Origin of the sequence: Bacillus sp. JKS001846 (genome assembly GCF_900176455.1) — a bacterium.
GTDB lineage: Bacteria > Bacillota > Bacilli > Bacillales > Bacillaceae_G > Bacillus_A > Bacillus_A cereus.
Genome location: NZ_FWYG01000001.1, coordinates 4,084,982 through 4,108,120, shown reverse-complemented (window position 1 = coordinate 4,108,120; position 23,139 = coordinate 4,084,982). Strand labels below are relative to the sequence as shown.

Genomic DNA, 23,139 nt, shown 5'->3' with positions numbered 1-23,139 from the left:
AGGGGAATGTAGTATGAAATATAAAATTCATTGGTTGTATAAAACGAAGCGCGGATTTCAGACGGAATTAACAACAGAGTATATGAACATAGAAGAAGTACTTCAATTTGCAGAGGATTTTGAGAAAACAGGAAGAGTAAAAGAAATTTCATTTTATGATGAAATGGACGCAGAATGGTCATTAAAAGAGATGAAAAAGTTAAGTAAGCAAGTAGAGGAAGATCCCCAAGAAATACTCGTTTATTTTGATGGGGGATATGATGTGCAAACGAAAGAAGCTGGCGTTGGTATATGTGTGTATTATAAAAAAGGAAATACAAACTACCGGATTCGCCGCAATGCATATATAGAAGGTATATATGATAATAATGAAGCGGAATATGCATCGTTACTATACGGTATGAATATACTCGAGGAATTAGGGGTTAAGTATGAAGCAGTCACACTTCACGGTGATTCTCAAGTTGTACTGCAGCAATTAGCCGGAGAATGGCCTTGTTATGATGAGCATTTAAACCATTATTTAGATCAAATTGAACAAAAGGCGAAGCAAATGAAATTAAAACTTATATGTGAACCAATATCTAGAAAACAAAATAAAGAAGCACATCAATTAGCTACGCAAGCATTGGAAGGAACAGTTATTGATAGTCATAAAGAAATAACTGAATAGAGAGGTGCAAAGGTGGATAAAAAGCAACTCATTACAGAGGTAAATGACTTATTAGAAACGTATTGTGAAGGATGTTTCTTGCGAGAACATAATCGAAAGACAAATAGTAAATATTATGCCCATTCATTTTGTATACGGCAATGTACAGTTGGAGAAACATTGAAAAAGTATGGAGAACAGTTGTCATGAAAAAACATCCAGAGAATATATCTCTGGATGTTTTTTAGTGTCTTGCTTCGTTTAGTTGATGCTCACATTTATTTAATTTCTTTTCCTCATTCATTAAAAATGGCTCATCTAAATCAGTTGCAACAGATTTCATAATTTCAAGCTGAGAGCGAGCTGCTTCTACAGCAGTAGTAGCATGCTCTAATGTATCTGGATCCATTGAAATTGTTGCTGATCCTACCATTTTTTGTGCTGTTTCTACACGGAATTTCACTTCTTCAAAATCATTTACTTCTGATCCCATTAATAATTCCTCCTTTGTATAGTGCGCATTTCACATAGTTTTTGCTCTGTAAAACGGAAATATACAAAGGAATAACAAAGGAGGTTACCAAGTAAGGCAACCTCCTGTTATATGTTGGATTAAAGTTTTACTACGTTAGCAGCTTGAGGTCCGCGGTTACCTTCAGTAATGTCGAAAGATACTTCTTGACCTTCTTCTAAAGCTTTGTAGCCGTCTCCTTGAATAGCAGAGAAATGTACGAATACATCGTCAGCGCCTTCCATTTCGATAAATCCAAAACCTTTTTCGTTGTTAAACCATTTTACTTTTCCTTGCATGTTACAATTCCTCCTAAAAGCGTTTACTATTTTCATTTAGTGAAATTCATTAAAAAAATAATATAAACTAAAAATGCTATATTCTTGAATATTCTGCTAAATGATTAATTTAAATATACACGAATTGGGAGAATTTAGTCAAGTAAGCGATTTTATTTTTTTGTATTTTTAAATAATTTTCCAGTCAAATTTTTAAATAGGTATAGGACAGGCCGAGTATGTAATATTCTTAATTGAATGCTATACATAATGAGGTGAAAGAATGAATAAGTCTTACTTATTAGATAATGAAGGAATGAGAACGAGAACCGACATACCGGATTGGGTTGCAAAAGAATTTGAGATTTTTTCAAATGTTGTGTTAGAACCAACTTTTCCATGTTATTTCGGTTTAACAGCTTTGAAAAAGAATGAACTTCGTTATTCATTTCTTTCTCATAATGATTGGAGTCATTTGCCGCATACAATGTTATCTTTTTTAGAGTTAATGAAAGAGAGACCGATTGTAAGAAGGGGCTTTTTCCTTTTTGTAGAACCGGAATGTGAAGAACAATCACTCGAATATTACCGTGATTCTTTTTGGAAAGTGTTACAGTATTTACATGAAAACGATAATCAAGCATGGCCAAAGCAAATTCCTGAAGACCCAGACCATTATTTATGGGAATTTTCATTTGGTGGTGAGCCAATATTCGCATTTGGAAATGCGCCAGCTTATAAACAACGAAAAACTAGACATTTAGGGAATTCACTCGTTATTGGGTTTCAGCCACGCACTATTTTTGATGGATTAGAGGGAGATCGTCCTAAAGGAGCATATTCAAGACAAATGGTCCGTGAGCGAGTTGAAAAGTGGGATCAATTGCCGAAACATCCTAACATTAGTCATTATGGTGACCCAGAGCATCGTGAATGGAAACAATATTTCATAGGAGACGATGTAGAGCCAATAAAAGGGAAATGTCCTTTTCTTCATAGGATAGAAAAGTAAGAGCCATCATCTAGATGGCTCTTTTGTATATTTTGGATAAAAAAGGGTATTTTATTATGAAAGCTAGTCTATTTTTTAAAATTACATCATTAACTAGTAGTAAAGAGAGTAGAAAGGATAGAGCGATGATTGGAGCAATTATACAGCAAATCGTATTAGGTATATCATTAGCTGCGCCAGTAGGGCCGATTAATATTGAAATGTTAAAACGAGGAATTGAACGTGGTTTTTGGCACGCTTGGATTGTTGGAATTGGTGGAATGACTGCAGATGTTTTATTTATGCTTCTCATTTATTTCGGTTTATCTTCTGTGTTTATGTATACATATGTACAAGCCTTCATGTATTGCACGGGTTTTTTCTTGTTATTTTATTTAGGATTTCAAAGTGTAAAACAAGGAATTTTCGAATCGAATATGGAATATAAAAAAGAAGAGGTAGGTGGCCTTAAGCAATCGTTTATGGCAGGATTTTTAATTGCGATATCCAATCCATTAAATCTTGTTTTTTGGTTTGGTATATACGGAAGTACACTTAGCTCATTACTTACGAAGGTAACGAAACAAGAAGCTTTTTTGTACAGTCTTTGCATTATTGTTGGTATTATTTTATGGAATTTAAATATTGCTTTTTCTGTACATTTTGGAAGAACTTTATTAAAACCAAAAGCGCTTGGCTACATAACAGCCGGAGCAGGTATTATTTTAGTAGGTTATTCTATACATTTTGCATACAAAGCTTTACAGTTGTTCACATAAGATTGAAGGGGAGATTTTTATGTATCGAACCACTATTGACGGAAAAGAAATTATAATTACGTTAGCGCCAAAAATCCGAAAAGAAATTACTGATAGAAATCCACTATATGAAGCGGTATTTCATAATGCTGCAAGATTGTTACAAACAAAGCAACCGACGTTTGCAGTAAATCATGAAATATTTGGGCTCATTATTGGAGAAGTGCAAAGAGGAGAAGTAACAGTGTTTGCAGTGGAACATATTATTCCGAAGCAAAATATATTTGGATCAAACAATTTTTTCTCGGCAATAGAACAGCAGGCAAATTTGTAAAGTGAATAGAATAAGAATAGAAAAGAAATAGTCGTAACGATATGTTGCGGCTGTTTTTTTTGAAAAGGGGGAAACAAGATGAAGAAAGTGGGGAAAGAGTTCTTTTTACAACATGATATTGTTATTATGTATAGCATTCTATTTATTTTCATTATTATTTTAAAAATGCAATTTTTTACGTGGTTTGGCATGTTAGCATGTATGTTTGGGATTGTTTTCTATACACTTAATGAATATATGACACATCGTTTTTTATTCCATATAAAGCCACCTAAAAACACATTTCTATTAAAAATGTTAAGAAGATTGCATTATGATCACCACGTATATCCAGATGATTTAAAACTTTTGTTTTTACCTGTATGGTTTAGTATACCTAGTTTTACTATATATTTACTTATAGCATATGGTATTACAAAAAGTGTTACTATTGCACTTTCATTTGGAATCGGAATGATTATTATGCTGCTCGTTTACGAATGGAAACATTATATTGCTCATAGACCGATTCGTCCCGTCACTAAGTTTGGAAGATGGCTAAAAAAACAACATATATTACATCATTATAAAAACGAAAAGTTTTGGTTTGGTGTTTCAAATCCAGTATTCGATTTTATATTTGGAACACTTAAAGATGGAAAAGATGTTGAGTTAAGCGAAACGGCTCGTAATTTAGAAAAGGAAAAAAAGACAAAAGTAGTGCGTTAAGCACTGCTTTTGTCTTAATGAGGATAAATAAGTAAGGTGTCACTTTATTTTGAAAAAGTATATTAAAAATTTAGGGGAAATTGCCGAAAAATGTCTATCAAAAAATCTTTGCATGAATGCATGGATTGTCTAAAATGAATGTAAGTTTCTGAATATTTATAAAATTTAGTCTTTAGGTACGCAAGGGGGAAGTGTATTTTAAGTAAGAGAGGGGATCGGTTAATGAAACGAGACGATACGTCAGCACGTAAGTTGCAAAATGAGGTGAATTATACAGAGGTCGTTCAGTCGGAAGAATTTCAATTGTTATTAAATACGAAAAAGAAGTTTATCATTCCAATGAGTATTTTCTTTTTTAGTTTTTTTATCGCATTACCTATTTTAACATCGTATTCAAAGGTGCTTAATACACCTGCATTTGGTGACGTTACATGGGCGTGGGTATTTGCTTTTTCCCAATTTATTATGACATGGGCACTATGTATGATTTATAGTAAAAAAGCAGAATCATTTGATGAAATCTCCCGAAAAATTTTGCAAGATATGCAAAAAGGGAGGGGCTGAACTTGAATACTACTGCATTTGCACTATTTTTAATTATTGTTCTTGGTACGCTCGTCATAACCTATTTTGCATCGAAAAAAACGAAAAATGCGAGTGAATTTTATACGGCTGGAGGGGGATTAACTGGTTGGCAAAATGGTCTGGCCATTGCTGGAGATTACATGTCTGCTGCTTCATTTCTCGGTATAGCCGGAGCAATCGCATTAACTGGGTTTGATGGATTCTTTTATAGTATCGGTTTTTTAGTTGCTTATTTAGTTGTACTATATCTTGTTGCAGAACCGCTTAGAAATTTAGGAAAGTACACTTTGGCGGATATGATTGCAGCACGCTTTGACGCGAAAAAAGTTCGCGGAGTTGCAGCTCTTAATACGATGACGATTTCTATCTTTTATATGATTGCACAATTAGTTGGCGCGGGTGCACTTATTAAATTATTATTAGGGATTGAATATACGACATCTGTATTAATCGTTGGAACACTTATGACGGTGTATGTTATTTTTGGTGGTATGACAGCAACGAGCTGGGTACAAATTGTAAAGGCTGTATTACTTATGGCCGGTACGTTTATTATTTCTGTTATCGTTTTCGCAAAATTCAACTTCAGCGTGACTGAAATGTTTACCCAAATGAAAACAGCTACACCATTAAAAGATTCATTTTTAAATCCAGGTGTAAAGTATAAGGATGGCCTTGATACACTTTCTTTAAATTTAGGACTAGTACTTGGTACAGCTGGATTACCACATATACTTGTCCGCTTTTTTACAGTACGTGATGCAAAAACTGCACGTCAATCTGTCGTATATGCGACATGGTTAATTGGTGCATTTTATATTATGACGATTTTCTTAGGATTTGGTGCGGCAGCGTTTGTAGGAAATGAAGCGATTATTAAAGCGAACCCAGCGGGTAATATGGCAGCACCTTTATTAGCCAAAGCGTTAGGTGGAGACTTCTTATTTGCTTTCGTATCAGCAATTGCTTTTGCAACAATTTTGGCTGTAGTGGCAGGTCTCGTATTAACGGCAGCATCAGCATTCGCTCATGATTTTTATAATGAGATCATTCGCAAAGGGAAATCATCGGAAAAAGAGCAAGTATCTATGGCTCGGTATGCATCTATTGGAGTAGCGATATTATCTATCATACTTGCATTATTTGCCCAAACATTAAACGTAGCATTTTTAGTATCATTAGCATTTGCAGTTGCAGCGAGTGCAAATCTACCAGTGATTTTATTTACAATATATTGGAAGCGTTTTAATACAACGGGTGCTATTTCCGGTATGATTGTAGGGCTCGTATCAGCAATTGTTCTCGTAGCGTTGAGTCCGAATGTTTGGAACCCTGTAGCTGGAAAAGCTATTTTTGTTGGGGAAGCGATATTCCCATATACGACACCAGGAATTATTTCAATTCCGCTCGGATTTCTTGCAGCATATTTAGGAACTGTTTTATCTAGTAAGAAAGAAGATGCAGCGAAATTTGATGAAATTCTTGTGAAATCTAATACTGGTCACGGTATTAGTGATGCGTCTTCACATTAAATAAAAGAGGAGCTTTTCGATAGATAAGAAAAGCTCTTTTTTCTTTTGTCATTTTCTTGTAAATATTACTGATTTGTAAGTAGGATTTGTCTTAATTTTGTGGAATGAAAATAGCAGGGAGAAATTTAAGTCATCATGGCACCAGCGCAGCTTTTGTGAAAAATAAGTTGTTATGGAAGGTGGAAGTAATGATGAAAACGAAGCAAACTGATGAATTATTAGCAAAAGATGAGCAATATGTTTGGCACGGAATGCGTCCCTTTAGTCCAAATAGTACAATGGTAGGGGCAAAAGCTGAAGGGTGCTGGGTTGAAGATATACAAGGAAAAAGATATTTAGATGGTATGAGTGGTCTTTGGTGTGTGAATAGTGGATATGGAAGAAAGGAGCTCGCAGAAGCGGCTTATAAGCAATTACAAACATTATCATACTTTCCAATGTCACAATCTCATGAACCAGCTATAAAGCTTGCTGAAAAGTTAAATGAGTGGCTTGGGGGAGAGTATGTTATTTTCTTCTCAAATAGTGGTTCAGAAGCGAACGAAACAGCTTTTAAAATAGCAAGGCAATACTATGCGCAAAAAGGTGAACCACATCGTTATAAATTTATGTCACGTTATCGTGGGTATCATGGGAATACAATGGCGACAATGGCAGCGACGGGACAAGCGCAGCGTAGATATCAATATGAGCCGTTTGCTTCAGGCTTTTTACACGTAACACCACCGGATTGTTACCGTATGCCTGGGATTGAAGGGCAGCATATTTATGATGTAGAATGTGTGAAAGAAGTCGATCGTGTTATGACGTGGGAATTAAGTGAAACAATTGCCGCGTTTATTATGGAACCAATTATTACAGGTGGGGGCATTTTAATGCCACCACAAGACTATATGAAAGCTGTTCATGAGACGTGTCAAAAACACGGCGCGCTACTTATTAGTGATGAAGTGATTTGCGGCTTCGGTCGTACAGGAAAAGCATTTGGATTTATGAATTATGATGTGAAGCCAGATATTATTACGATGGCAAAAGGGATTACGAGCGCATATTTACCATTATCTGCAACAGCTGTGAAAAAAGAAATATATGAAGCATTTAAAGGGAAGGGAGAGTATGAATTCTTCCGACATATTAATACATTTGGTGGAAATCCAGCAGCTTGTGCATTAGCCCTTAAAAACTTAGAGATTATGGAAAATGAAAATTTAATTGAGCGATCTGCGCAAATGGGTTCCCTTTTATTAGAGCAACTAAAAGATGAAATTGGGGAACATCCGCTTGTTGGGGATATTAGAGGAAAAGGTCTATTAGTTGGAATTGAATTAGTAAATGATAAAGAGACGAAAGAGCCAATTGATAACGACAAAATCGCAAGTGTCGTAAATGCTTGTAAAGAAAAAGGGCTTATTATAGGACGAAACGGTATGACGACAGCAGGATATAATAACGTCTTAACATTAGCACCGCCGCTTATTATTTCAAGTGAAGAAATTGCCTTTGTTGTTGGAACGTTGAAGACGGCGATGGAACGTATTTAATAAATAGAGAGAGGAGCGAGCTTTAATATAAGGCTCGCTTTTGTTTAGTAGAGGGGACTTTTAATGGATAAATATGATCCGAACAAACATTATCACGTCGGATATTATGAAGACGGATATGATTTAGAAGTGACGGCGTACAAAAGAATAAATGAACCAGTTTGGGATGCTTATCTTCCGCACTATGAGGTAGACGATTTTTATAAGAAAGTGGAGGAAATGAAACTGGGTGAATATATAGATGATTATGGTATTAAGGTGTATTCATTTAGTAATGATATCAATGATGAAGAAGCACGAACTATTTTTGAAAAATGGTTAAAAAAGAACGAGATTGTTTAAAGATAAAACAAAAAGGAGATTGCTATCTTATAAAATAGCAATCTCCTTTTATTATAGTAAACTTATTTACTTGCTTTCATTGCTTTATCTTTTGCACCAAAAGTGTATTTTAACATTGGTGGTGTAATCATTGTAGTTAAAATAACGACAATAACGATTGCTGTAAAGTAATCTTGTGCCAATAGACCTGAAGAAAGTCCTGTTCCTGCAATGATAAGTGCAACTTCACCACGAGAAACCATACCAGAACCGATAATTGCAGAAGACTTAGCATCAAATCCAGTCATGCGTGCACCAACACCACAACCAATTAGTTTCGTTAATACAGCGATTACTGTTAATGCTAAGATGAACCAAATTTGATTGCCAATACCGTCAAATGTAATATTCATACCGATACTAACGAAGAATACCGGAACGAACATAGCGTAAGCAATTGGTTCTACTTTCTTTTCTACTTCATGTTTGTAGTTTGTTTGAGAAATTGCAATACCAGCAGCGAAAGCACCGATAATACCAGCAATTCCTAATAGTTCGCCGAAATATGCGAATGAGAAACAGATGATAAGAGCTGCGCTCACGATAGACTCAGATACGCGCAGTGGTGACAACCAACGCATAATTGCTGGAACACCTTTCCATCCAATTAAAATAATAGAAGCGAAGAATACTACTTTCTTCAAGATAACCATTGTTAAGTTAACATCATCAGTGCCTAAGAAGCTCATTGCGAATGCTAATAAAATAACAACAAGAATATCATCAAATACAGCGGCTCCAAGCATCGTCGTACTTTCACGTGTTTTCATTTTACCTAAATCACGAAGTGTTTGTACGGAAATACTAACACTTGTCGCACATAGAAGTAATCCTAAGAATACAGCGTTTCCTTGTTCCATTCCCATAACAAGGCCGGAAACGTAACCACCTACGAATGGAAGAATAATACCTCCGAGTGCAACTGCTAAAGAAGAATTACGATTGGCGTTTAATTCTTCTAAGTCTGTTTCAAGTCCAGCCATAAACATTAGAAGAATAACCCCGACATTACTTAATTGAGTTAGAAGCTCTGAATTTTCAATCCAACCTAATACAGCTGGACCGATAACGATACCGACAATTAATTTACCTAGTACAGAAGGTTGACCTAATCTAACACTAAGATCACCAGCAAGCTTTGTACTTAATAAAATAAGTGCAATTTGAAAGAAAAATTCGAATTCCATCTGATCCTCTCCTCATCATTTTTAGTTTTATCATACGATTTCTCGGAATTTGCCTAATGAAAATATGTAAAACCCATTAAACAAAAGGGTCTGATTACGAGTTCTTTTGAACTTGTAATTTGAACCTGTAATTAATATATAATATATTTTGCAAAAAATCAATGAAAAAATGGGAGCTTTTTTAGAGAGAGACGGTGTTATTAGAGATATACATATAAGAATAGTGTGTGAATTTTTATATGTATGAAATAGTATGAAGTCCTTTTTCATTACAAATAATAAAGCCTAAATGCTATTTCACGAATTATAAATGTGAAAAGGAGGTTTTATCATTTGAATTCATTAAAAAATAACTTGTCTATTGTTGCTTTAGGTGGAGTAAATGAAATAGGAAAAAATATGTATGCTATCCAATATGAAAATGATATTGTCGTCATTGATTGTGGATCTAAATTTCCAGATGAAAGTTTATTAGGGATTGATTTAATAATTCCAGACGTCACATATTTGCAAGAAAATAAAGAAAAAATTCGCGGTTTAGTAGTAACGCACGGGCATGAGGACCATATTGGCGGAATACCATATTTTTTAAAACAACTAAATGTACCAATCTATGCAACAAAGTTAACGTTAGGTTTAATTGAAATTAAATTAAAGGAACACAATCTTCAAAATGATACGGAATTAATCGTTATTCATTCAGAATCAGAAATTGATTGTGGTTCTATTAAGGCAACCTTTTTTAAAACGAACCACAGTATTCCGGATTGTCTCGGTATTGTTTTTCATACACCAGAAGGTACTGTAGTACATACAGGTGATTTTAAATTTGATTTAACACCAGTAAATAATCAACATCCTGATATTCATAAAATGGCTAAAATAGGAAGTGAAGGTGTACTAGCTTTATTATCTGAAAGCACAAATGCAGAACGCCCAGGTTTTACTCCATCAGAAAGGTCAGTAGGAGAACGGGTAGAGGAAATATTTATGAAAGCAAATAGAAAAGTAATTATTTCTACATTTGCTTCTAATGTGAATCGTGTTCAGCAAATAGTTGAAGCTTGCATAAAAACAAATCGAAAATTGGCTTTGCTCGGGAGAAGTATGGTAAATGTAGTAGAAGTTGCTCTAGAGAAAGGTTATTTACATATTCCAGAAGGTATGTTAATTGAAGCAAATGAGGTAAATCGTTTAGATCCAAAGCAGGTTGTATTACTTTGTACAGGAAGTCAAGGAGAACCAATGGCAGCTTTAGCGCGTTTAGCTAGTGGAAACTATAGACAAGTGGATATTTTACCAGAAGATACGGTTATTATAGCCGCGACACCTATCCCAGGAAATGAACGTAACGTTTCTCGAATTATCGATAATTTATTTGCATTAGGAGCAAAGGTGATTTACGGATCAGGTAGTTCTACTGGAGTGCATGTATCCGGTCATGCATATCAAGAAGAGTTGAAGTTAATGCTTACATTAATGAAGCCAAAATATTTTATTCCAATTCATGGAGAGTTTAGAATGCTACATCACCATAGTTTGTTAGCAGAATCAATTGGTATTGAAAAGGAAAATATCTTTATCGTACGTAATGGAGATGTTGTAGATATAAGTAATGAAGTGGCAATTCAATCTAGAAGAATACAGGCAGGAAATATATATGTAGATGGATTAGGAATTGGAGATGTTGGAAATGCATTATTACGTGATCGTAAACAACTTTCAGAAGATGGAATGCTCGTTATAGTTATTACTTTTAATAAAGTGGATGGAGAAATAATTTCAGGTCCTGATATTATTTCTCGTGGATTTGTCTATGTTCGTGATTCAGAAGAATTTTTAAGAGAATTAAATAAATTAGCTGTTATTACAATTAATAATTTAAAGAAAGAGAATGTGAATAGCTGGGGTATTTTGAAAAGGGAGGTAAGAGAAGCGTTAGGGAAGTATATATATACAAATACAAAACGAAAGCCGATGATTCTTCCTATAATAATAGAGGTTTAATAGTAAAAAAAGAATTCTCGTATGGGAATTCTTTTTTGTTTTGAAGACAAAATGAACATATAATGAAATAAATAGAAATGGAAGGAAATAAAAGATGTTATTAAATAAACGTTTTACAATTGGAGAAATGGCAAAAATGCATAATATCGCAGAATCTACATTAAGGTATTATGATGAAAAAGGAATTTTTCATCCGTCCATTGTTGATCCTCAAACGAATTATCGTTATTATACAATCGATCAATTTTCACTATTAGATACGATTAAGTTTTTACGCCAATTAAACATTCCATTAAAGGAAATTAAAAAATATATTGATGAAAGAAATCCAGCATACGCACTCAACTTACTGGAAAAACAACAAGAGATGATGCTGAAGAAACAAAGAGAAATTGAGTATGCTTTGGCGAAAATGGAGCATAGAATTCATTTAATTAAGGAAGCAACAAAAGCAAAAGCTGAACAAATGGTAATAAAAGAGATCCCGCAGCGAAAAATAACAGCTATTGCGGTTGCCCCGAATACGACGGATGATATGTTTGAGTACTACATTCATTCGTTGCAAAAAAATATGAGGCAAATGGATGATAGCTTATTTTCTGGAGATATTGGTGTAACTGTTGCGAAAAAAGGGTTAATGCAAAATGAGTTTCAAGCATATAGCAGTGTATTTATTCTTTTGGATTATATGCCTTTTGAAGTACAGAGTTCAGATGAAATTAAAGAAGGTATGTTTGCCTGTGTATATCATCATGGGCCATATGAAGAAACTGATGAAACATATAAGAAGCTAATGAAATATATTGATCAAGAAGGATACGAAATAAGTGGAGATGCAATTGAGATTGCATTAATTGATTGGTCTGTAACAGAAGATCCTGAGGAGCAAGTAACAGAAATTCAAATTCCTATAATGAAAAAACAAAGCAATAAGTTATAGGACTCGTATAATTACAAATGAGCATCAAACGCGATAATTAAGTCAACTATTTTTTAATTCTCCATTGACCTTAAAGTTACTTGAAGGTTTAAACTAAGAAAAGAGAGTTGAAAAAAAGGAGCATATTAGAGTATGGAAGCAACAGAAAAATTAAGAGAAAAACCAATTAAAAGCTTATTTATTTCTTATTTAATACCAGCAGTTCTTGGAATGGTATTAATGTCAGTGAATATTGTAATTGACGCGGTTATGATTAGTAGAGGAGTTGGGGCGAACGGTTTAGCAGGAGTGAACGTGGCTATTCCAGCCTTTTCGATTTTCTTCTCTATTTCATTATGGATCGGAATGGGCGGGGCAACGTTATACTCCATTGCATTAGGTGAAAATAAACGAGAAAGAGCAAGGTCTATTTTTACTCAATCAATGACGGTAGCAGTTGTTATCGTAGGGATTTTAGCAGCGATTTGCTTATGGAGAATAGAAGATTTAGCATACTTATTTGGTGCAAACGAAGTGATTCTACCATATGCGTTAGACTATTTACACGTATTATTAACATTTGGAATGATATACGTTTTAGAAAATATTTTAAGTACATTTATACGAAATGATGGAAATCCTAATTTAGCAATGGCTGGTCTTGTTGTAACGGCTGTATTAAATATAGTGTTTGACTATATCTTTATTTTTATCTTTGGATGGGGCGTAACAGGTGCTGCCTCAGCGACTATTCTTTCGGCAGCGATTGGTTTCCTTGTATTATTAACCCATTTCTTTAGAAAAAGTAGTATTTTAAAGTGGACGAAATTTCATTTTGAATGGGATACTGTCAAACAAATTATGGTGATTGGTTTCCCAAGTTTTACAGCAGAAAGTACGGTTGCAATCGTAACGATTGGTTTTAATATCGCATTTGTCCAATATGCAGGAGAAGTAGGAGTAGCTTCCTATGCGATGGTGAATAGTATTCATGCAATGACATTACTATTATTCTTTGGTGTTGGAGCAGCATTACAGCCAATTGCTAGTTTCCATTACGGGGCAAATTTATCAGAGAGACTTCGTGAAGGATTGAAGTTTGCTGTGAAAATTGCAGTTGTCCTTGGAGGCGTTGCGATAATTGTCGGATTATTCTTCGGGAAATATATCATTGGTTTATTTGATGTTCAATCTCCAGAATTATTGGAGTTAACCTTAACAGGTATTAGTTTATTCTTTATCCAATACGTATTTTTAGGTTATAACATTGTGTATGGAGAGTACTTCCAATCAGTGCGACAAACGAAGAAATCAGTACTTATTATAATGAGCCGAGGATTACTATTTATTATTCCATTGTTATGGATTATGCCGAAACTATTTGGTATAAATGGAATTTGGCTCGTTATGCCAGTTGCAGAAGTAATGACAGCGATTATCGTATTTACGATGAATCGTATGAAACATCCTGTTCCATTAAATATGGCAGGAGAGAAAGAAGCGATATGATAAAAAATCCCCTTAAGCAATTAAGGGGATTTTCTTATTCCTTTAAACTAATAGCAAAAGATCCATCCGTTTCTTGAACAGAAGCAAAGGCAACGTTTTTAATATTTGTAATTCCTTTTTCTTTTAATTCTTTATATAACCATTTTTCATCTTTATGTATTAACTTTAAGTTATCATATTGAATTTGTGAATCGACGATAAGTGCAATTGGTAATCCAGCATACTTAACATCTATGTTTAAATCTTTTGGAGTTAATGGTACAAGTTCTCTTTTTGGTAAAATACTAATAGCGCCGTTCGCTTCTAAAATAGCGTATTCAATTTCATGAACACTTGGATATCCTGCAACGCGAAGATTAGAAAGCAGTTCTGCAATGGGGTATCTACTTTTTTGTAAGTTCTCAAAAATAATATCACCATGTTTAATTAAAATGATAGGGTGTCCGAGAATAAAACGATTTAGTTTGTTGAATAGGCTTAATTTTGTAAGGAGTAAATGTAAACATGTGATAACAACCATACCGAGAAATGCTTGTAAAGCACCAGAGACGGGTATGGCCTGGAAAGCTAAATAAGATAAAAAAATTATAGCCCCAAAATCATGAGGAGTTAGTTGCGCTAACGCGGATTTACCGAGTAACTTAAGCGATAGCAAAAATAAGATGAAAAAGAACGACACGTTACATAAAAAGAGAAGCAATAGAGACACTCCTTCGTGTAAAGTTGTACTTACTATTCCCGAAAGTAATATAAATATTACCTTTCAGAGGATAAATTAGGGTTTATTGGAATTTGTCTGTATACAAACAAATAAATGGATATTATCATGAAGGAAGTAAAAGAAAATAGGAGTATATGAATATGAGAAAGAAGAAAATAATGAAGGGCATTTTAGTTGTTATAATAATTTGCGCCGTGTATGCGGGGTTTTTACAATATCACATTTATAAGCATGGGCATATGAATGCAACATACGATGCTGATTACATCATTGTACTAGGATCGAAAGTAAATGGGACGAAACCATCTTATTCATTGCAATATCGTATTGATAAAGCAGCTGAATATTTAAAATCACATGAGAAAACAATCGCTATCGTATCTGGAGGACAAGGAAAAGGCGAAGACATTTCAGAAGCATTAGCAATGAAACAAGGACTAATAAAACAAAATATCGCAGAAGACCGCATTATAATGGAGGACAAATCTACGAGTACAGATGAGAATATTACATTCTCAAAACCGTTAATTCCAGCCGATATGAAAAAAGGTATGATCGTAACAAACGATTTTCACATGTTTAGAGCGAAAAAAATAGCGGCCAAACAAGGTTTACAATTAGAAGGTCTTCCGGCAAAAACACCGAAACCAATCATCATTCCATCGAATGTACGAGAATATTTAGCAATTACACAGTATTGGTTTATGAATCGAATATAGTGAAAGTGATCCCGTCTGAAACTCAGGCGGGATTTAGTTTGAGGAAAATCTTACAAATATGTCACGTTCGTGAAAGGTAAAGCGATAGTTTCTAGAATGATTTCCTGACATAATGAAGGTAACAAAAACTATTTAGAGGTGAATCGGATGAAAGGAAATAATATTTTATCTTCGTTATGTTACTTTAGTATCTTTTTTGCACCATTTTTACTACCAATTATCGTGTACTTTGTTGCAGAAGATGAAGTGAAGTATCACGCGAAAAAAGCATTTTGGTCACATGTTTTCCCATACGCAATCTTATTTGGAGGACTAGCAGTATCAGGCATGTACGGTTTAGGTTTCAATCAATCTGACGGTGCTGGAATTGGAATGGCTATCACATATGCAGTGTTCATTCTTGTAGGAATTTACTACTTCATTTGGAATATCGTAAAAGGTATTAAAGTTTTGAAAACGGCGTAATAAGATAATTATAATTTCATTTACCGTATCGATAAACGTTTTAAAAAAGGGCAATTCAAAAAGAATTGCTCTTTTTGTGCTTATAAGTTGTGAAAATTGAAAAAGATATGTTAATTTTTCATTATGAAGAGAAAAAAGGAGTGATTTTCATGAATGAGATCATACATAAGATGGAGCAACATGTTTCAGTTCGTAAATATAAAGAAGAATCAATTCCGAAAGATGTAGTAGAAAAGATGGTGCATGCTGCGCAACATGCAGCTTCATCACATTTTGTACAGGCGTATTCTGTTATATATGTAACAGATCAGGAATTAAAGGCTAAACTAGCAGAGCTATCCGGAAATCGCCATGTGAAGGACTGTGCAGCATTTTTTGTTTGTTGTGCAGATTTAAAACGACTTGAAATTGCATGTGAAAAACATAGTACAGAGATAAAGCATGAGGGAGTAGAAGACTTTATCGTTGCGACGGTAGATGCTTCACTTTTTGCGCAAAACGTAGCACTAGCAGCAGAATCGTTAGGATACGGTATTTGTTATATTGGTGGTATTCGTAATAATCCGAGAGAAGTGAGTGAACTGCTTCATTTACCGGATAAAGTATATCCTGTATTCGGAATGACAGTCGGTGTACCAGATGAAGAACATGGAGTTAAACCACGTTTACCAGTAGCAGCAGTTCTTCATGAAAATGGATATGATGAACAAAAATATGATGAATTACTAAACGAATATGATGAAACGATGAACGCGTATTATAAAGAAAGATCATCAAACAAGAAAAACGTAACATGGACGGAATCAATGAGTTCGTTTATGTCTAAAGAAAAAAGAATGCATATGAAAGAGTTTTTAAGTGAAAAAGGATTAAATAAGAAGTGAGTAAAGAGGCAAACCTGTGATGCAGGTTTGCCTTTTTGAGAAGGAGAAATACCTAAGGCCAGAAAGTTGTTTATTCTTTCTGAACTTAGGTATTTTGTTTGTTATCATGTACATAGAAATAAAAATTAATAATTTTTTACAAAAGTGATAGAAAATGAGAATGAAATGCCAATAGTAAGTAAAAGCGGCATAATAGCCGCTTTTTATCGTTTTATTTAGTATTTGATTTGAAATATTTTCCTTATGAAAGAAAGATTATTGCTAATTGTAAACTGTCAATAAAGTTATTTAAGTTTTGATATGGAATACCCCGCCGGAAAATACAGCAATAATTTCGTTTGAACATATCTGTTATTGCACGATCTAAAGCATCTTCTATAACAAGTTCAAACTTTCAATAAGAAGATAACCCCCTGTACAACTTAAAAGAATGTACGTAAATATTTTAAAAATCCGTTGATTAAGCCATTTAAAAATAATTTGACCTATAAACAAACCTAAAAATACAATTGGAATGGCATAAAAACTTGATTCCCAAATGGTTTTGTTTGTGCCAGTAAAGAGTATTTGAGTTACTAGACTAATGAAATATATAAACAGATAAAAAGCTAATGTAGTTGCTCTTAACTTCTCTTTTTCAGTATTAGTTCCTGTAAAATAAAGTAACAGGGGTGGACCTGGCATACCGATACTTGTCGTTAAAAGACCAGATAATCCGCCAGCTATGAAATCTCTAGATTGTGTTGATCTAACCTTAACGTTGCATATTAGCAACAATGTTAATAGTAAGAGTAGGATGCTAACTGCTAATTTAAAAGTGTTTATGTTAACGGAAATGAAAATTAAAATGCCAAAAGGAACACCAACTATACTTCCAAAAATAAACCTTTTCAGTAGAACAAAATCAACGTCCATTCTTATTTTCCAAATGAGTGAAATGGAGATAATTAAAGATAAAATAATGTTTATTTGTATAGCTTCTTGTGGTAGAAATAACATAAGTAAGAAAGGGGTTGCCATTATGGAAAAGCCAAAACCTGTACTTGCTTGCAGAATAGAAGCCACTAATATAATACATATGAAAAAGAATGTGATACCCAAAACAGCCCTCCTATTTAATCAAGTTTAACTAGTTAAAGTCTATTATTTAAGTGCAATGTTTCACAAACTTATTTGTATTTTAACATAAATATCTAGTTTTTTCTCAAATAGTGTTGCCATATAAGGCTCTTTAACTAAAAAATCTGACTTGTATTTTTAAACAATTTTATTATGGAGAAACAAATAATGAATGGGATCAAAATGTATTGATTATCATTAAATTATTCACTGAGATCCCCGCGATAAAACAAGAACAGCCATATAAAACTTACAAAAATACAGCATGTAGCTAATAAACAGCCAATCATTTGAGGAGAAAGAATTTCTAACAGCCCTCCTGTAAAAAACATCGATAACTGAATAAGAGATCCGTAAATGGAATAATGGAATGAAAAAACTTTACCTATCATATTTTCGTGTGTGTAAGTTTGAAGTAATGTCGTATCAAGTGGAACGATGATTCCTCCTGCTATGCGCATACAGAATAAAGTAATGATACCGATAATAAGTTGATCGGATAGAATGAATCCGAGAAAGAAAATTCCTTGTAATAAGTAGGCCCAACCGAATACTTTTTTCATTTTTTCTTTATTATGGGATATATAAAGATTAACGAGAAGGCTTCCTATCATAAGCCCAGCCCCTTGAACCGTATATAAAATCCCAATGTTCGTATGGAAAACTTTTTCGGCATAGATCGTTAGAAGTAGTTGATAAGCACCTCCAATAATCCCCCATGAAATGCCGACAAGAATTAATGTTAAAATGATTTTTGTTTGTAATATGTATGTATAACCACCTTTTATATCAGTGAAAAATGCTTTGTTCTTGTTACAAGTATCATGAGCAGGAATACTCATGTTATAAATAAAATAGGCTGAAATAAAGTATGATAGGCTATTTACTAAAAAAGCGAACTCAATATGTAAAGATTGTGCAATTACTCCGCCCAAAGAAGCCCCCATAATAGACATAAAACCATTAATTGTACTAGAAAGAGAGTTAGCAGTTACGAAATGATTTTGGTGTACGATATTTTTTAGGGTTGCTTGTTTAGCCGGTTCAAATAAACAAGAAAGTACAGATAAACATATATTAGCAATGAAAATAATCTCAATTTTATAGCCTGCGAGTAAGTATGTAAGGACTAGAATTCCCCGTGTAATATCGGTAAAAATCATAATATTCTTTTTAGAGAAACGATCTACAATTCCGCCTATGAATGGACTAAGAAGAAGCTGTGGTAAACTTTTACTTATAAAAGTAAGTGCGATCATAAACGGCGATTCCGTTATGCTGTAGACAAATGTTAATAAAGCTACCGTATGGAACCAATCCCCAAGTACACTTAATGTTTGCCCATAAAATAGTTTATTGAAGTTTTTATTTGTTTTAAGAAGTGTGGAATAAGAAACTGACATAAATAGATTAATCCTTATGTAATGACGATGTTTGAATTTGTTCTTTCCACTCACTTAAATACACTTTTTCCGCTGTGGGAAGTCCAACAGGTAATTGTGCAATCAATTCTAAACTATTTCCATCAGGGTCGTTAAAGTATACGGCTGCATGTGCTAATTCCGGAAAAACAATCGGTTCAATTGGTTCCATTCCAAAGTCTTTTCGTGCTGAAATTCCTTTTTGATTTAGCCAATGAATCGCATTTTCTAAATCATGTAAACTTACTTGAAAGGCGATATGTCGTAAAGAGGGGTGATAATTCACTTTGTATTCTGTGCCTTCCCAAAGGCCGAGCCAACTCTCATTTTCTTTAATCCAAAAGAAAGCAATATTATCTCCTCTTTTATATAATTTTAGCCCTAGTGATTCATAAAAAGGTATTGATACTTTTAAGTTGCGGACAGGTAAATGTGCTTCGTAAAGACCTCTAATCATTGTAATCCCCCTTAGTAAAAATGTTTCTTATTCCATAGTAAACAATATGTTGCTAGTTGAAATCGCAAATAAGAGGGATATAAATTCATACGAAAGTATGAAAAAAAACAGCTCATATTTGAGCTGTTTTTCTATAGTTTTTAGTTCATTTTTCAAGGATAGGATATATTAATATCCGTATCCGCCGCCACCCCAACAGCTACATCCGATGATGATTAGAAGGATGAATAGTACGATAAGCAAAGCAAATCCACCGCCGAAACCAGCGCAACTTCCACCATAACTCATATGTTTTCCTCCTTTTTAGTAAGTTAATCTATATGGTTCATGGACTACTATATACAGTATGTTTTTTGTATAGAAAACGAGCCAGTCTCATTTATAATTAGACAAATGCCTGTAGATTCATTAGGATTGCATGTTAGTGATTTGTAAATAAACCTTTACGTAATTCATAATTTAGGCATAAAAAATAAAAAATTGTAAAAAAAACCATTTTCTTATTTTTTTATGAGAGAATATGTACTATAATTTTACAAGTAATATTATGGGAAAAGGGAGTTTTAGTATAGAGATGGAGATGGGACAATTAAAAAATAAAATAGAAAACAAAAAGAAAGAGTTAATTCAACTTGTTGCGAGACACGGATTGGATCATGATAAAGTTTTGTTATTTAGTCGTGATTTAGATATACTTATTAATAAGTTTATGAACATAAAAGACAAAGTGCATAAATAAAAAATTTATAGTTTTTTATATTAAGATGTTTCACAGAAAGGAGAGGACAGTAATTGGAACATTTACAGGAAGAATTGTATAAACAAATAAAAGAAGAAAAAGGTACAGTTACAATTTTCTTAAAGAGTGGCGTTAGAATAATAGGAGAAGTTGTTGGAGTGGATAAATTTACAGTTTTAATCTTAGTGGATGGAAAACAACAGCTTATTTATAAGCAGGCTATATCAACAATAATGAAATAAGACACTCTTGTTGAGTGTCTTATTTCATTATTGCTTGCATGCCTCAACATCAATGCCGGCAGCAATTAACTTCTTTTCTCCATCTTGTTCAATAATTTTTTGTAATTTAGATAAGAAAGAATCAAAGTTTGTATGCTTTGCTACTTGGAACGTCATTTTATGTTCAATTGGTAGCCACGTATCAATATCAGCTTCGTTATGCTGAATTTTTACCTCAAGTTTATCGAGTGCATTAGCAACTTTTGCTTCGTACGTTTCTTTCGCTTCAAACTCCATCCATAAGTCATATAATTCCTCGCCGAGAGAACCTGTTAACGTTTGTTTAATATTTAAAATAGCCTCCAGTTCATTTTTTTGTTTTTGTAGCTGTAATTCGTGACTATTCATTGTATCAAAAGCAGGAATATCACCAGCTTCGGCTTCGACTAGGTCGTGAATAATAACCATTTTAAGTAATTTCTCAATACTTACTTTTTGATCCAAATAAGGTTCAACTAAAATGGCCATTAGAGACATCCGCCATGTATGTTCGGCAACACTTTCTTGACGTCCGTTGGAAAGCCAGCTATGTCGCATTTCATATTTTAGTTTTTCTGCTAATGCAATGACTTGTAAAATGTTGTGTTCCATCGTGATCCTCCTCATTTATTCATACCATAATTCTAATATAGAAATGAAATGTGTCAATTTTATGAGTATATTGCGATAAACAGATGATAAGCGTATAATACATGTTATATGTGAAAACGTATTATTAAAATAAAAAAATGTTATATAAAAATGGAAAGGAAAGGGCAGAAATATGGGAGAGAAAAATCAAGTATTAGCTAGACCACAAAGAAGAAAAAGGAAGTTTGATATTTCTAGCCCAGTGGGCATTATAGTAGGTTTCATTATAGTGATAGCGGCAATTATGCTTGGTGGCGGTGGAATAAAAGCTTTCAAAAACTTTTTAGATATTTCATCTATTTTAATTGTCATAGGGGGAACAACAGCGACAATTGTTGTGGCATATCGATTTGGAGAAATAAAAAAATATACGAAAAGCATTTTTACTGTTTTACATAGAAGAGAAGAAGATTTAGAACAGTTAACGGATTTGTTTGTCGATTTTTCGAAAAAGTCTAAAAAGAACGGCTTGCTTTCTTTAGAGGTAGATGGAGAGCAAGTAGACAATCCTTTTATTCAAAAAGGAATTCGATTAATGTTAAGCGGTTACGATGAAGATGAATTAAAAGAAGTGTTATTGAAAGATATTGAAACGGAAGTGTATGAGTTAAGAAAAGGAGCAGCATTATTAGATAAAATTGGTGATTTTGCTCCAGCTTGGGGAATGATTGGTACGTTAATCGGTCTTATCATTATGCTCCAAAACTTACAAGATACATCGCAAATTGGTACAGGAATGGCAGTTGCGATGCTAACGACATTATATGGGTCTGTACTTGCGAATATGATTGCAATCCCTCTTGCGGAAAAAGTATATCGTGGTATTGAAGATTTATATACAGAGAAGAAGTTTGTAATAGAAGCAATTTCAGAATTGTATCGTGGACAAATCCCTTCTAAATTAAAGTTGAAACTGGATACATACGTATACGAAACAAAGGTAAAAAAGGTAAAAGGAGCAGCCTAATATTTCAAGGAGTGGTATGATGAGTAAAGGACCGCAAAAGGGATCGCCTCGTTGGATGACGACTTTTACAGATTTAACGATGTTATTATTAACTTTCTTTGTATTACTAGTTGCTACATCAAAGCAAGATGCAGTAAAATTGTCAAAGATGCTTGAAAAGTTTAGTGATACGGGGCAAGTAGATGCAAAAGTAATGGAAAATACAATACCGGATATTTCACATGAAAAAAATGATGAAAAAATGATTTCAAAAAAGAGAATGGATGAATTATATAAGAAGTTAAAAGCATATGTAGATAATAATGGTATTAGTCAAGTGAATGTATATCGAGAGGATACAGGGGTAAGCGTCGTTATAGTAGATAATTTAATATTTGATACAGGCGATGCGAACGTTAAGCCCGAAGCGAAAGGGATAATAAGTCAATTAGTTGGATTTTTTCAATCCGTACCTAACCCAATTGTTGTAGAGGGACATACAGATAGTAGACCTATTCATAACGAGAAATTCCCTTCTAATTGGGAGTTATCTTCAGCACGAGCGGCAAATATGATTCACCATTTAATTGAAGTGTATAATGTGGACGATAAAAGGCTAGCTGCGGTAGGATATGCAGACACAAAGCCAATTGTACCAAATGATTCACCGCAAAACTGGGAAAAAAACCGTCGCGTTGTTATTTATATAAAAGAGTAGTATATTATTATTTTAATAATAAAATAATAAAAACACGAAAATTCTTTTAAAAAAATATTAAATTTTATCATTTTATTTTGTATAATGAGTGAGAATGATAAGGTGAAATATTAAGATATATTTATACATAGAAGGAGAGAATTAAA

General features: G+C 33.6%; 29 protein-coding genes. 20 read left to right on the top strand and 9 right to left on the bottom strand.

The annotated features are described in order from the left end of the window. The first annotated feature begins 13 nt into the window (after window positions 1-13). Window positions 14-673: a ribonuclease H family protein gene (locus B9A45_RS21815; RefSeq protein WP_084065033.1), complete on the top strand. Its 660-nt coding sequence runs from the start codon at window positions 14-16 to the stop codon at window positions 671-673. Window positions 674-685: 12 nt separating this feature from the next. Further along, complete coding sequence (locus B9A45_RS21810; protein WP_000358801.1) at window positions 686-862, top strand: zinc-finger domain-containing protein; 177 nt, start codon at window positions 686-688, stop codon at window positions 860-862. A gap of 34 nt (window positions 863-896) precedes the next feature. Here the strand turns inward: B9A45_RS21810 and B9A45_RS21805 are convergent, their stop codons facing one another. Continuing rightward, complete coding sequence (locus tag B9A45_RS21805) at window positions 897-1,145, bottom strand: DUF2564 family protein (RefSeq protein WP_000534392.1); 249 nt, start codon at window positions 1,143-1,145, stop codon at window positions 897-899. 119 nt (window positions 1,146-1,264) lie between these two features. After that, a complete protein-coding gene (cspB, locus tag B9A45_RS21800) occupies window positions 1,265-1,462 on the bottom strand; it encodes a cold shock-like protein CspB (RefSeq protein ID WP_001161731.1) in 198 nt (65 codons plus the stop codon). A gap of 262 nt (window positions 1,463-1,724) precedes the next feature. Here cspB and B9A45_RS21795 point away from each other — a divergent pair, with 262 nt between their 5' ends. The 8 genes from B9A45_RS21795 (at window position 1,725) to B9A45_RS21760 (ending at window position 8,232) form a co-directional block, all read left to right on the top strand. Continuing rightward, window positions 1,725-2,453 carry a YqcI/YcgG family protein gene (locus B9A45_RS21795; protein WP_001043769.1) on the top strand — a complete coding sequence of 243 codons (729 nt, stop codon included), beginning with the start codon at window positions 1,725-1,727 and terminating at the stop codon, window positions 2,451-2,453. 14 nt (window positions 2,454-2,467) lie between these two features. Further along, window positions 2,468-3,211 carry a LysE family transporter gene (locus B9A45_RS21790; protein ID WP_142263080.1) on the top strand — a complete coding sequence of 248 codons (744 nt, stop codon included), beginning with the start codon at window positions 2,468-2,470 and terminating at the stop codon, window positions 3,209-3,211. A gap of 19 nt (window positions 3,212-3,230) precedes the next feature. Beyond that, entirely contained in the window at window positions 3,231-3,524 is a 294-nt protein-coding gene (locus B9A45_RS21785; protein ID WP_000286362.1) for a hypothetical protein, read from the top strand. A gap of 78 nt (window positions 3,525-3,602) precedes the next feature. Continuing rightward, complete coding sequence (locus tag B9A45_RS21780) at window positions 3,603-4,232, top strand: sterol desaturase family protein (protein WP_000755396.1); 630 nt, start codon at window positions 3,603-3,605, stop codon at window positions 4,230-4,232. 222 nt (window positions 4,233-4,454) lie between these two features. Continuing rightward, a complete protein-coding gene (locus tag B9A45_RS21775; RefSeq protein WP_000817366.1) occupies window positions 4,455-4,796 on the top strand; it encodes a DUF485 domain-containing protein in 342 nt (113 codons plus the stop codon). 2 nt (window positions 4,797-4,798) lie between these two features. Further along, on the top strand, window positions 4,799-6,349 hold the full coding sequence (locus tag B9A45_RS21770) for a solute symporter family protein (protein WP_084065029.1): 1,551 nt from the start codon (window positions 4,799-4,801) through the stop codon (window positions 6,347-6,349). A gap of 191 nt (window positions 6,350-6,540) precedes the next feature. Then, window positions 6,541-7,890: an aspartate aminotransferase family protein gene (locus B9A45_RS21765; RefSeq protein ID WP_142263079.1), complete on the top strand. Its 1,350-nt coding sequence runs from the start codon at window positions 6,541-6,543 to the stop codon at window positions 7,888-7,890. A 63-nt stretch (window positions 7,891-7,953) separates the two neighbouring features. Continuing rightward, window positions 7,954-8,232, top strand: a complete 279-nt coding sequence (locus B9A45_RS21760) for a DUF3986 family protein (RefSeq protein WP_084065021.1) — start codon at window positions 7,954-7,956, stop codon at window positions 8,230-8,232. Window positions 8,233-8,294: 62 nt separating this feature from the next. Here the strand turns inward: B9A45_RS21760 and B9A45_RS21755 are convergent, their stop codons facing one another. Then, a complete protein-coding gene (locus B9A45_RS21755; RefSeq protein ID WP_000393905.1) occupies window positions 8,295-9,458 on the bottom strand; it encodes a cation:proton antiporter in 1,164 nt (387 codons plus the stop codon). 333 nt (window positions 9,459-9,791) lie between these two features. Between B9A45_RS21755 and B9A45_RS21750 the strand changes: the two genes are divergently transcribed. The 3 genes from B9A45_RS21750 (at window position 9,792) to B9A45_RS21740 (ending at window position 13,893) form a co-directional block, all read left to right on the top strand. Further along, window positions 9,792-11,465: a ribonuclease J gene (locus B9A45_RS21750; protein ID WP_053514220.1), complete on the top strand. Its 1,674-nt coding sequence runs from the start codon at window positions 9,792-9,794 to the stop codon at window positions 11,463-11,465. A gap of 94 nt (window positions 11,466-11,559) precedes the next feature. Next, window positions 11,560-12,405, top strand: coding sequence for a MerR family transcriptional regulator (locus tag B9A45_RS21745; protein WP_000925910.1), 846 nt, complete (start codon window positions 11,560-11,562; stop codon window positions 12,403-12,405). Between the two features lie 132 nt (window positions 12,406-12,537). After that, window positions 12,538-13,893, top strand: a complete 1,356-nt coding sequence (locus B9A45_RS21740) for an MATE family efflux transporter (protein WP_000388390.1) — start codon at window positions 12,538-12,540, stop codon at window positions 13,891-13,893. A gap of 34 nt (window positions 13,894-13,927) precedes the next feature. Here B9A45_RS21740 and B9A45_RS21735 read toward each other — a convergent pair whose 3' ends face one another. Then, on the bottom strand, window positions 13,928-14,593 hold the full coding sequence (locus B9A45_RS21735) for a DUF421 domain-containing protein (protein ID WP_000923922.1): 666 nt from the start codon (window positions 14,591-14,593) through the stop codon (window positions 13,928-13,930). A gap of 161 nt (window positions 14,594-14,754) precedes the next feature. On the opposite strand from B9A45_RS21735, the gene B9A45_RS21730 reads away from it, so the two are divergent. From B9A45_RS21730 to nfsA, 3 genes are all read left to right on the top strand, one after another. Beyond that, entirely contained in the window at window positions 14,755-15,333 is a 579-nt protein-coding gene (locus B9A45_RS21730; protein ID WP_001227673.1) for a YdcF family protein, read from the top strand. 147 nt (window positions 15,334-15,480) lie between these two features. Next, entirely contained in the window at window positions 15,481-15,798 is a 318-nt protein-coding gene (locus B9A45_RS21725) for a magnetosome magnetite crystal formation protein family (RefSeq protein ID WP_000678055.1), read from the top strand. 149 nt (window positions 15,799-15,947) lie between these two features. Continuing rightward, the gene (nfsA, locus tag B9A45_RS21720) at window positions 15,948-16,682 is read left to right on the top strand and encodes an oxygen-insensitive NADPH nitroreductase (protein ID WP_084065017.1); all 735 of its coding nucleotides are present in this window, start codon (window positions 15,948-15,950) and stop codon (window positions 16,680-16,682) included. Window positions 16,683-17,057: 375 nt separating this feature from the next. Here nfsA and B9A45_RS21715 read toward each other — a convergent pair whose 3' ends face one another. The 4 genes from B9A45_RS21715 to B9A45_RS21700 all read right to left on the bottom strand — a co-directional run bounded on the left by B9A45_RS21715 (window position 17,058) and on the right by B9A45_RS21700 (window position 19,967). Beyond that, window positions 17,058-17,783: a sulfite exporter TauE/SafE family protein gene (locus tag B9A45_RS21715; protein ID WP_000513080.1), complete on the bottom strand. Its 726-nt coding sequence runs from the start codon at window positions 17,781-17,783 to the stop codon at window positions 17,058-17,060. 221 nt (window positions 17,784-18,004) lie between these two features. Then, the gene (locus B9A45_RS21710) at window positions 18,005-19,204 is read right to left on the bottom strand and encodes an MFS transporter (RefSeq protein WP_058839611.1); all 1,200 of its coding nucleotides are present in this window, start codon (window positions 19,202-19,204) and stop codon (window positions 18,005-18,007) included. A 7-nt stretch (window positions 19,205-19,211) separates the two neighbouring features. Beyond that, window positions 19,212-19,679, bottom strand: coding sequence for a VOC family protein (locus tag B9A45_RS21705; RefSeq protein WP_000617953.1), 468 nt, complete (start codon window positions 19,677-19,679; stop codon window positions 19,212-19,214). Window positions 19,680-19,847: 168 nt separating this feature from the next. After that, entirely contained in the window at window positions 19,848-19,967 is a 120-nt protein-coding gene (locus B9A45_RS21700) for a YjcZ family sporulation protein (protein ID WP_000120179.1), read from the bottom strand. 232 nt (window positions 19,968-20,199) lie between these two features. Here B9A45_RS21700 and B9A45_RS21695 point away from each other — a divergent pair, with 232 nt between their 5' ends. Then, window positions 20,200-20,418: an aspartyl-phosphate phosphatase Spo0E family protein gene (locus B9A45_RS21695; protein ID WP_000291688.1), complete on the top strand. Its 219-nt coding sequence runs from the start codon at window positions 20,200-20,202 to the stop codon at window positions 20,416-20,418. A gap of 53 nt (window positions 20,419-20,471) precedes the next feature. Continuing rightward, window positions 20,472-20,660, top strand: coding sequence for an RNA chaperone Hfq (gene hfq, locus B9A45_RS21690; RefSeq protein WP_000400664.1), 189 nt, complete (start codon window positions 20,472-20,474; stop codon window positions 20,658-20,660). A 27-nt stretch (window positions 20,661-20,687) separates the two neighbouring features. Here the strand turns inward: hfq and B9A45_RS21685 are convergent, their stop codons facing one another. Continuing rightward, entirely contained in the window at window positions 20,688-21,290 is a 603-nt protein-coding gene (locus B9A45_RS21685) for an HD domain-containing protein (protein WP_000400780.1), read from the bottom strand. A 172-nt stretch (window positions 21,291-21,462) separates the two neighbouring features. Here B9A45_RS21685 and B9A45_RS21680 point away from each other — a divergent pair, with 172 nt between their 5' ends. Continuing rightward, on the top strand, window positions 21,463-22,296 hold the full coding sequence (locus tag B9A45_RS21680) for a flagellar motor protein MotP (protein WP_000504185.1): 834 nt from the start codon (window positions 21,463-21,465) through the stop codon (window positions 22,294-22,296). 19 nt (window positions 22,297-22,315) lie between these two features. Continuing rightward, window positions 22,316-22,993 carry an OmpA family protein gene (locus tag B9A45_RS21675; protein WP_000033627.1) on the top strand — a complete coding sequence of 226 codons (678 nt, stop codon included), beginning with the start codon at window positions 22,316-22,318 and terminating at the stop codon, window positions 22,991-22,993. Window positions 22,994-23,139 lie beyond the last annotated feature (146 nt).

Excerpts from the sequence above, each read along its gene's own strand:
- B9A45_RS21745 (WP_000925910.1), top strand. The coding sequence starts at position 11,560 with ATGTTATTAAATAAACGTTTTACAATTGGAGAAATGGCAAAAATGCAT.
- B9A45_RS21780 (WP_000755396.1), top strand. The coding sequence starts at position 3,603 with ATGAAGAAAGTGGGGAAAGAGTTCTTTTTACAACATGATATTGTTATT.
- B9A45_RS21710 (WP_058839611.1), bottom strand. The coding sequence starts at position 19,204 with ATGTCAGTTTCTTATTCCACACTTCTTAAAACAAATAAAAACTTCAAT.
- B9A45_RS21815 (WP_084065033.1), top strand. The coding sequence starts at position 14 with ATGAAATATAAAATTCATTGGTTGTATAAAACGAAGCGCGGATTTCAG.
- B9A45_RS21790 (WP_142263080.1), top strand. The coding sequence starts at position 2,468 with ATGGCTCTTTTGTATATTTTGGATAAAAAAGGGTATTTTATTATGAAA.
- cspB (WP_001161731.1), bottom strand. The coding sequence starts at position 1,462 with ATGCAAGGAAAAGTAAAATGGTTTAACAACGAAAAAGGTTTTGGATTT.
- B9A45_RS21695 (WP_000291688.1), top strand. The coding sequence starts at position 20,200 with ATGTACTATAATTTTACAAGTAATATTATGGGAAAAGGGAGTTTTAGT.
- B9A45_RS21730 (WP_001227673.1), top strand. The coding sequence starts at position 14,755 with ATGAGAAAGAAGAAAATAATGAAGGGCATTTTAGTTGTTATAATAATT.
- B9A45_RS21685 (WP_000400780.1), bottom strand. The coding sequence starts at position 21,290 with ATGGAACACAACATTTTACAAGTCATTGCATTAGCAGAAAAACTAAAA.
- B9A45_RS21785 (WP_000286362.1), top strand. The coding sequence starts at position 3,231 with ATGTATCGAACCACTATTGACGGAAAAGAAATTATAATTACGTTAGCG.
- B9A45_RS21795 (WP_001043769.1), top strand. The coding sequence starts at position 1,725 with ATGAATAAGTCTTACTTATTAGATAATGAAGGAATGAGAACGAGAACC.
- B9A45_RS21740 (WP_000388390.1), top strand. The coding sequence starts at position 12,538 with ATGGAAGCAACAGAAAAATTAAGAGAAAAACCAATTAAAAGCTTATTT.
- B9A45_RS21760 (WP_084065021.1), top strand. The coding sequence starts at position 7,954 with ATGGATAAATATGATCCGAACAAACATTATCACGTCGGATATTATGAA.
- B9A45_RS21775 (WP_000817366.1), top strand. The coding sequence starts at position 4,455 with ATGAAACGAGACGATACGTCAGCACGTAAGTTGCAAAATGAGGTGAAT.
- B9A45_RS21755 (WP_000393905.1), bottom strand. The coding sequence starts at position 9,458 with ATGGAATTCGAATTTTTCTTTCAAATTGCACTTATTTTATTAAGTACA.
- B9A45_RS21675 (WP_000033627.1), top strand. The coding sequence starts at position 22,316 with ATGAGTAAAGGACCGCAAAAGGGATCGCCTCGTTGGATGACGACTTTT.
- B9A45_RS21725 (WP_000678055.1), top strand. The coding sequence starts at position 15,481 with ATGAAAGGAAATAATATTTTATCTTCGTTATGTTACTTTAGTATCTTT.
- B9A45_RS21805 (WP_000534392.1), bottom strand. The coding sequence starts at position 1,145 with ATGGGATCAGAAGTAAATGATTTTGAAGAAGTGAAATTCCGTGTAGAA.
- B9A45_RS21705 (WP_000617953.1), bottom strand. The coding sequence starts at position 19,679 with ATGATTAGAGGTCTTTACGAAGCACATTTACCTGTCCGCAACTTAAAA.
- B9A45_RS21680 (WP_000504185.1), top strand. The coding sequence starts at position 21,463 with ATGGGAGAGAAAAATCAAGTATTAGCTAGACCACAAAGAAGAAAAAGG.
- B9A45_RS21700 (WP_000120179.1), bottom strand. The coding sequence starts at position 19,967 with ATGAGTTATGGTGGAAGTTGCGCTGGTTTCGGCGGTGGATTTGCTTTG.
- nfsA (WP_084065017.1), top strand. The coding sequence starts at position 15,948 with ATGAATGAGATCATACATAAGATGGAGCAACATGTTTCAGTTCGTAAA.
- B9A45_RS21765 (WP_142263079.1), top strand. The coding sequence starts at position 6,541 with ATGAAAACGAAGCAAACTGATGAATTATTAGCAAAAGATGAGCAATAT.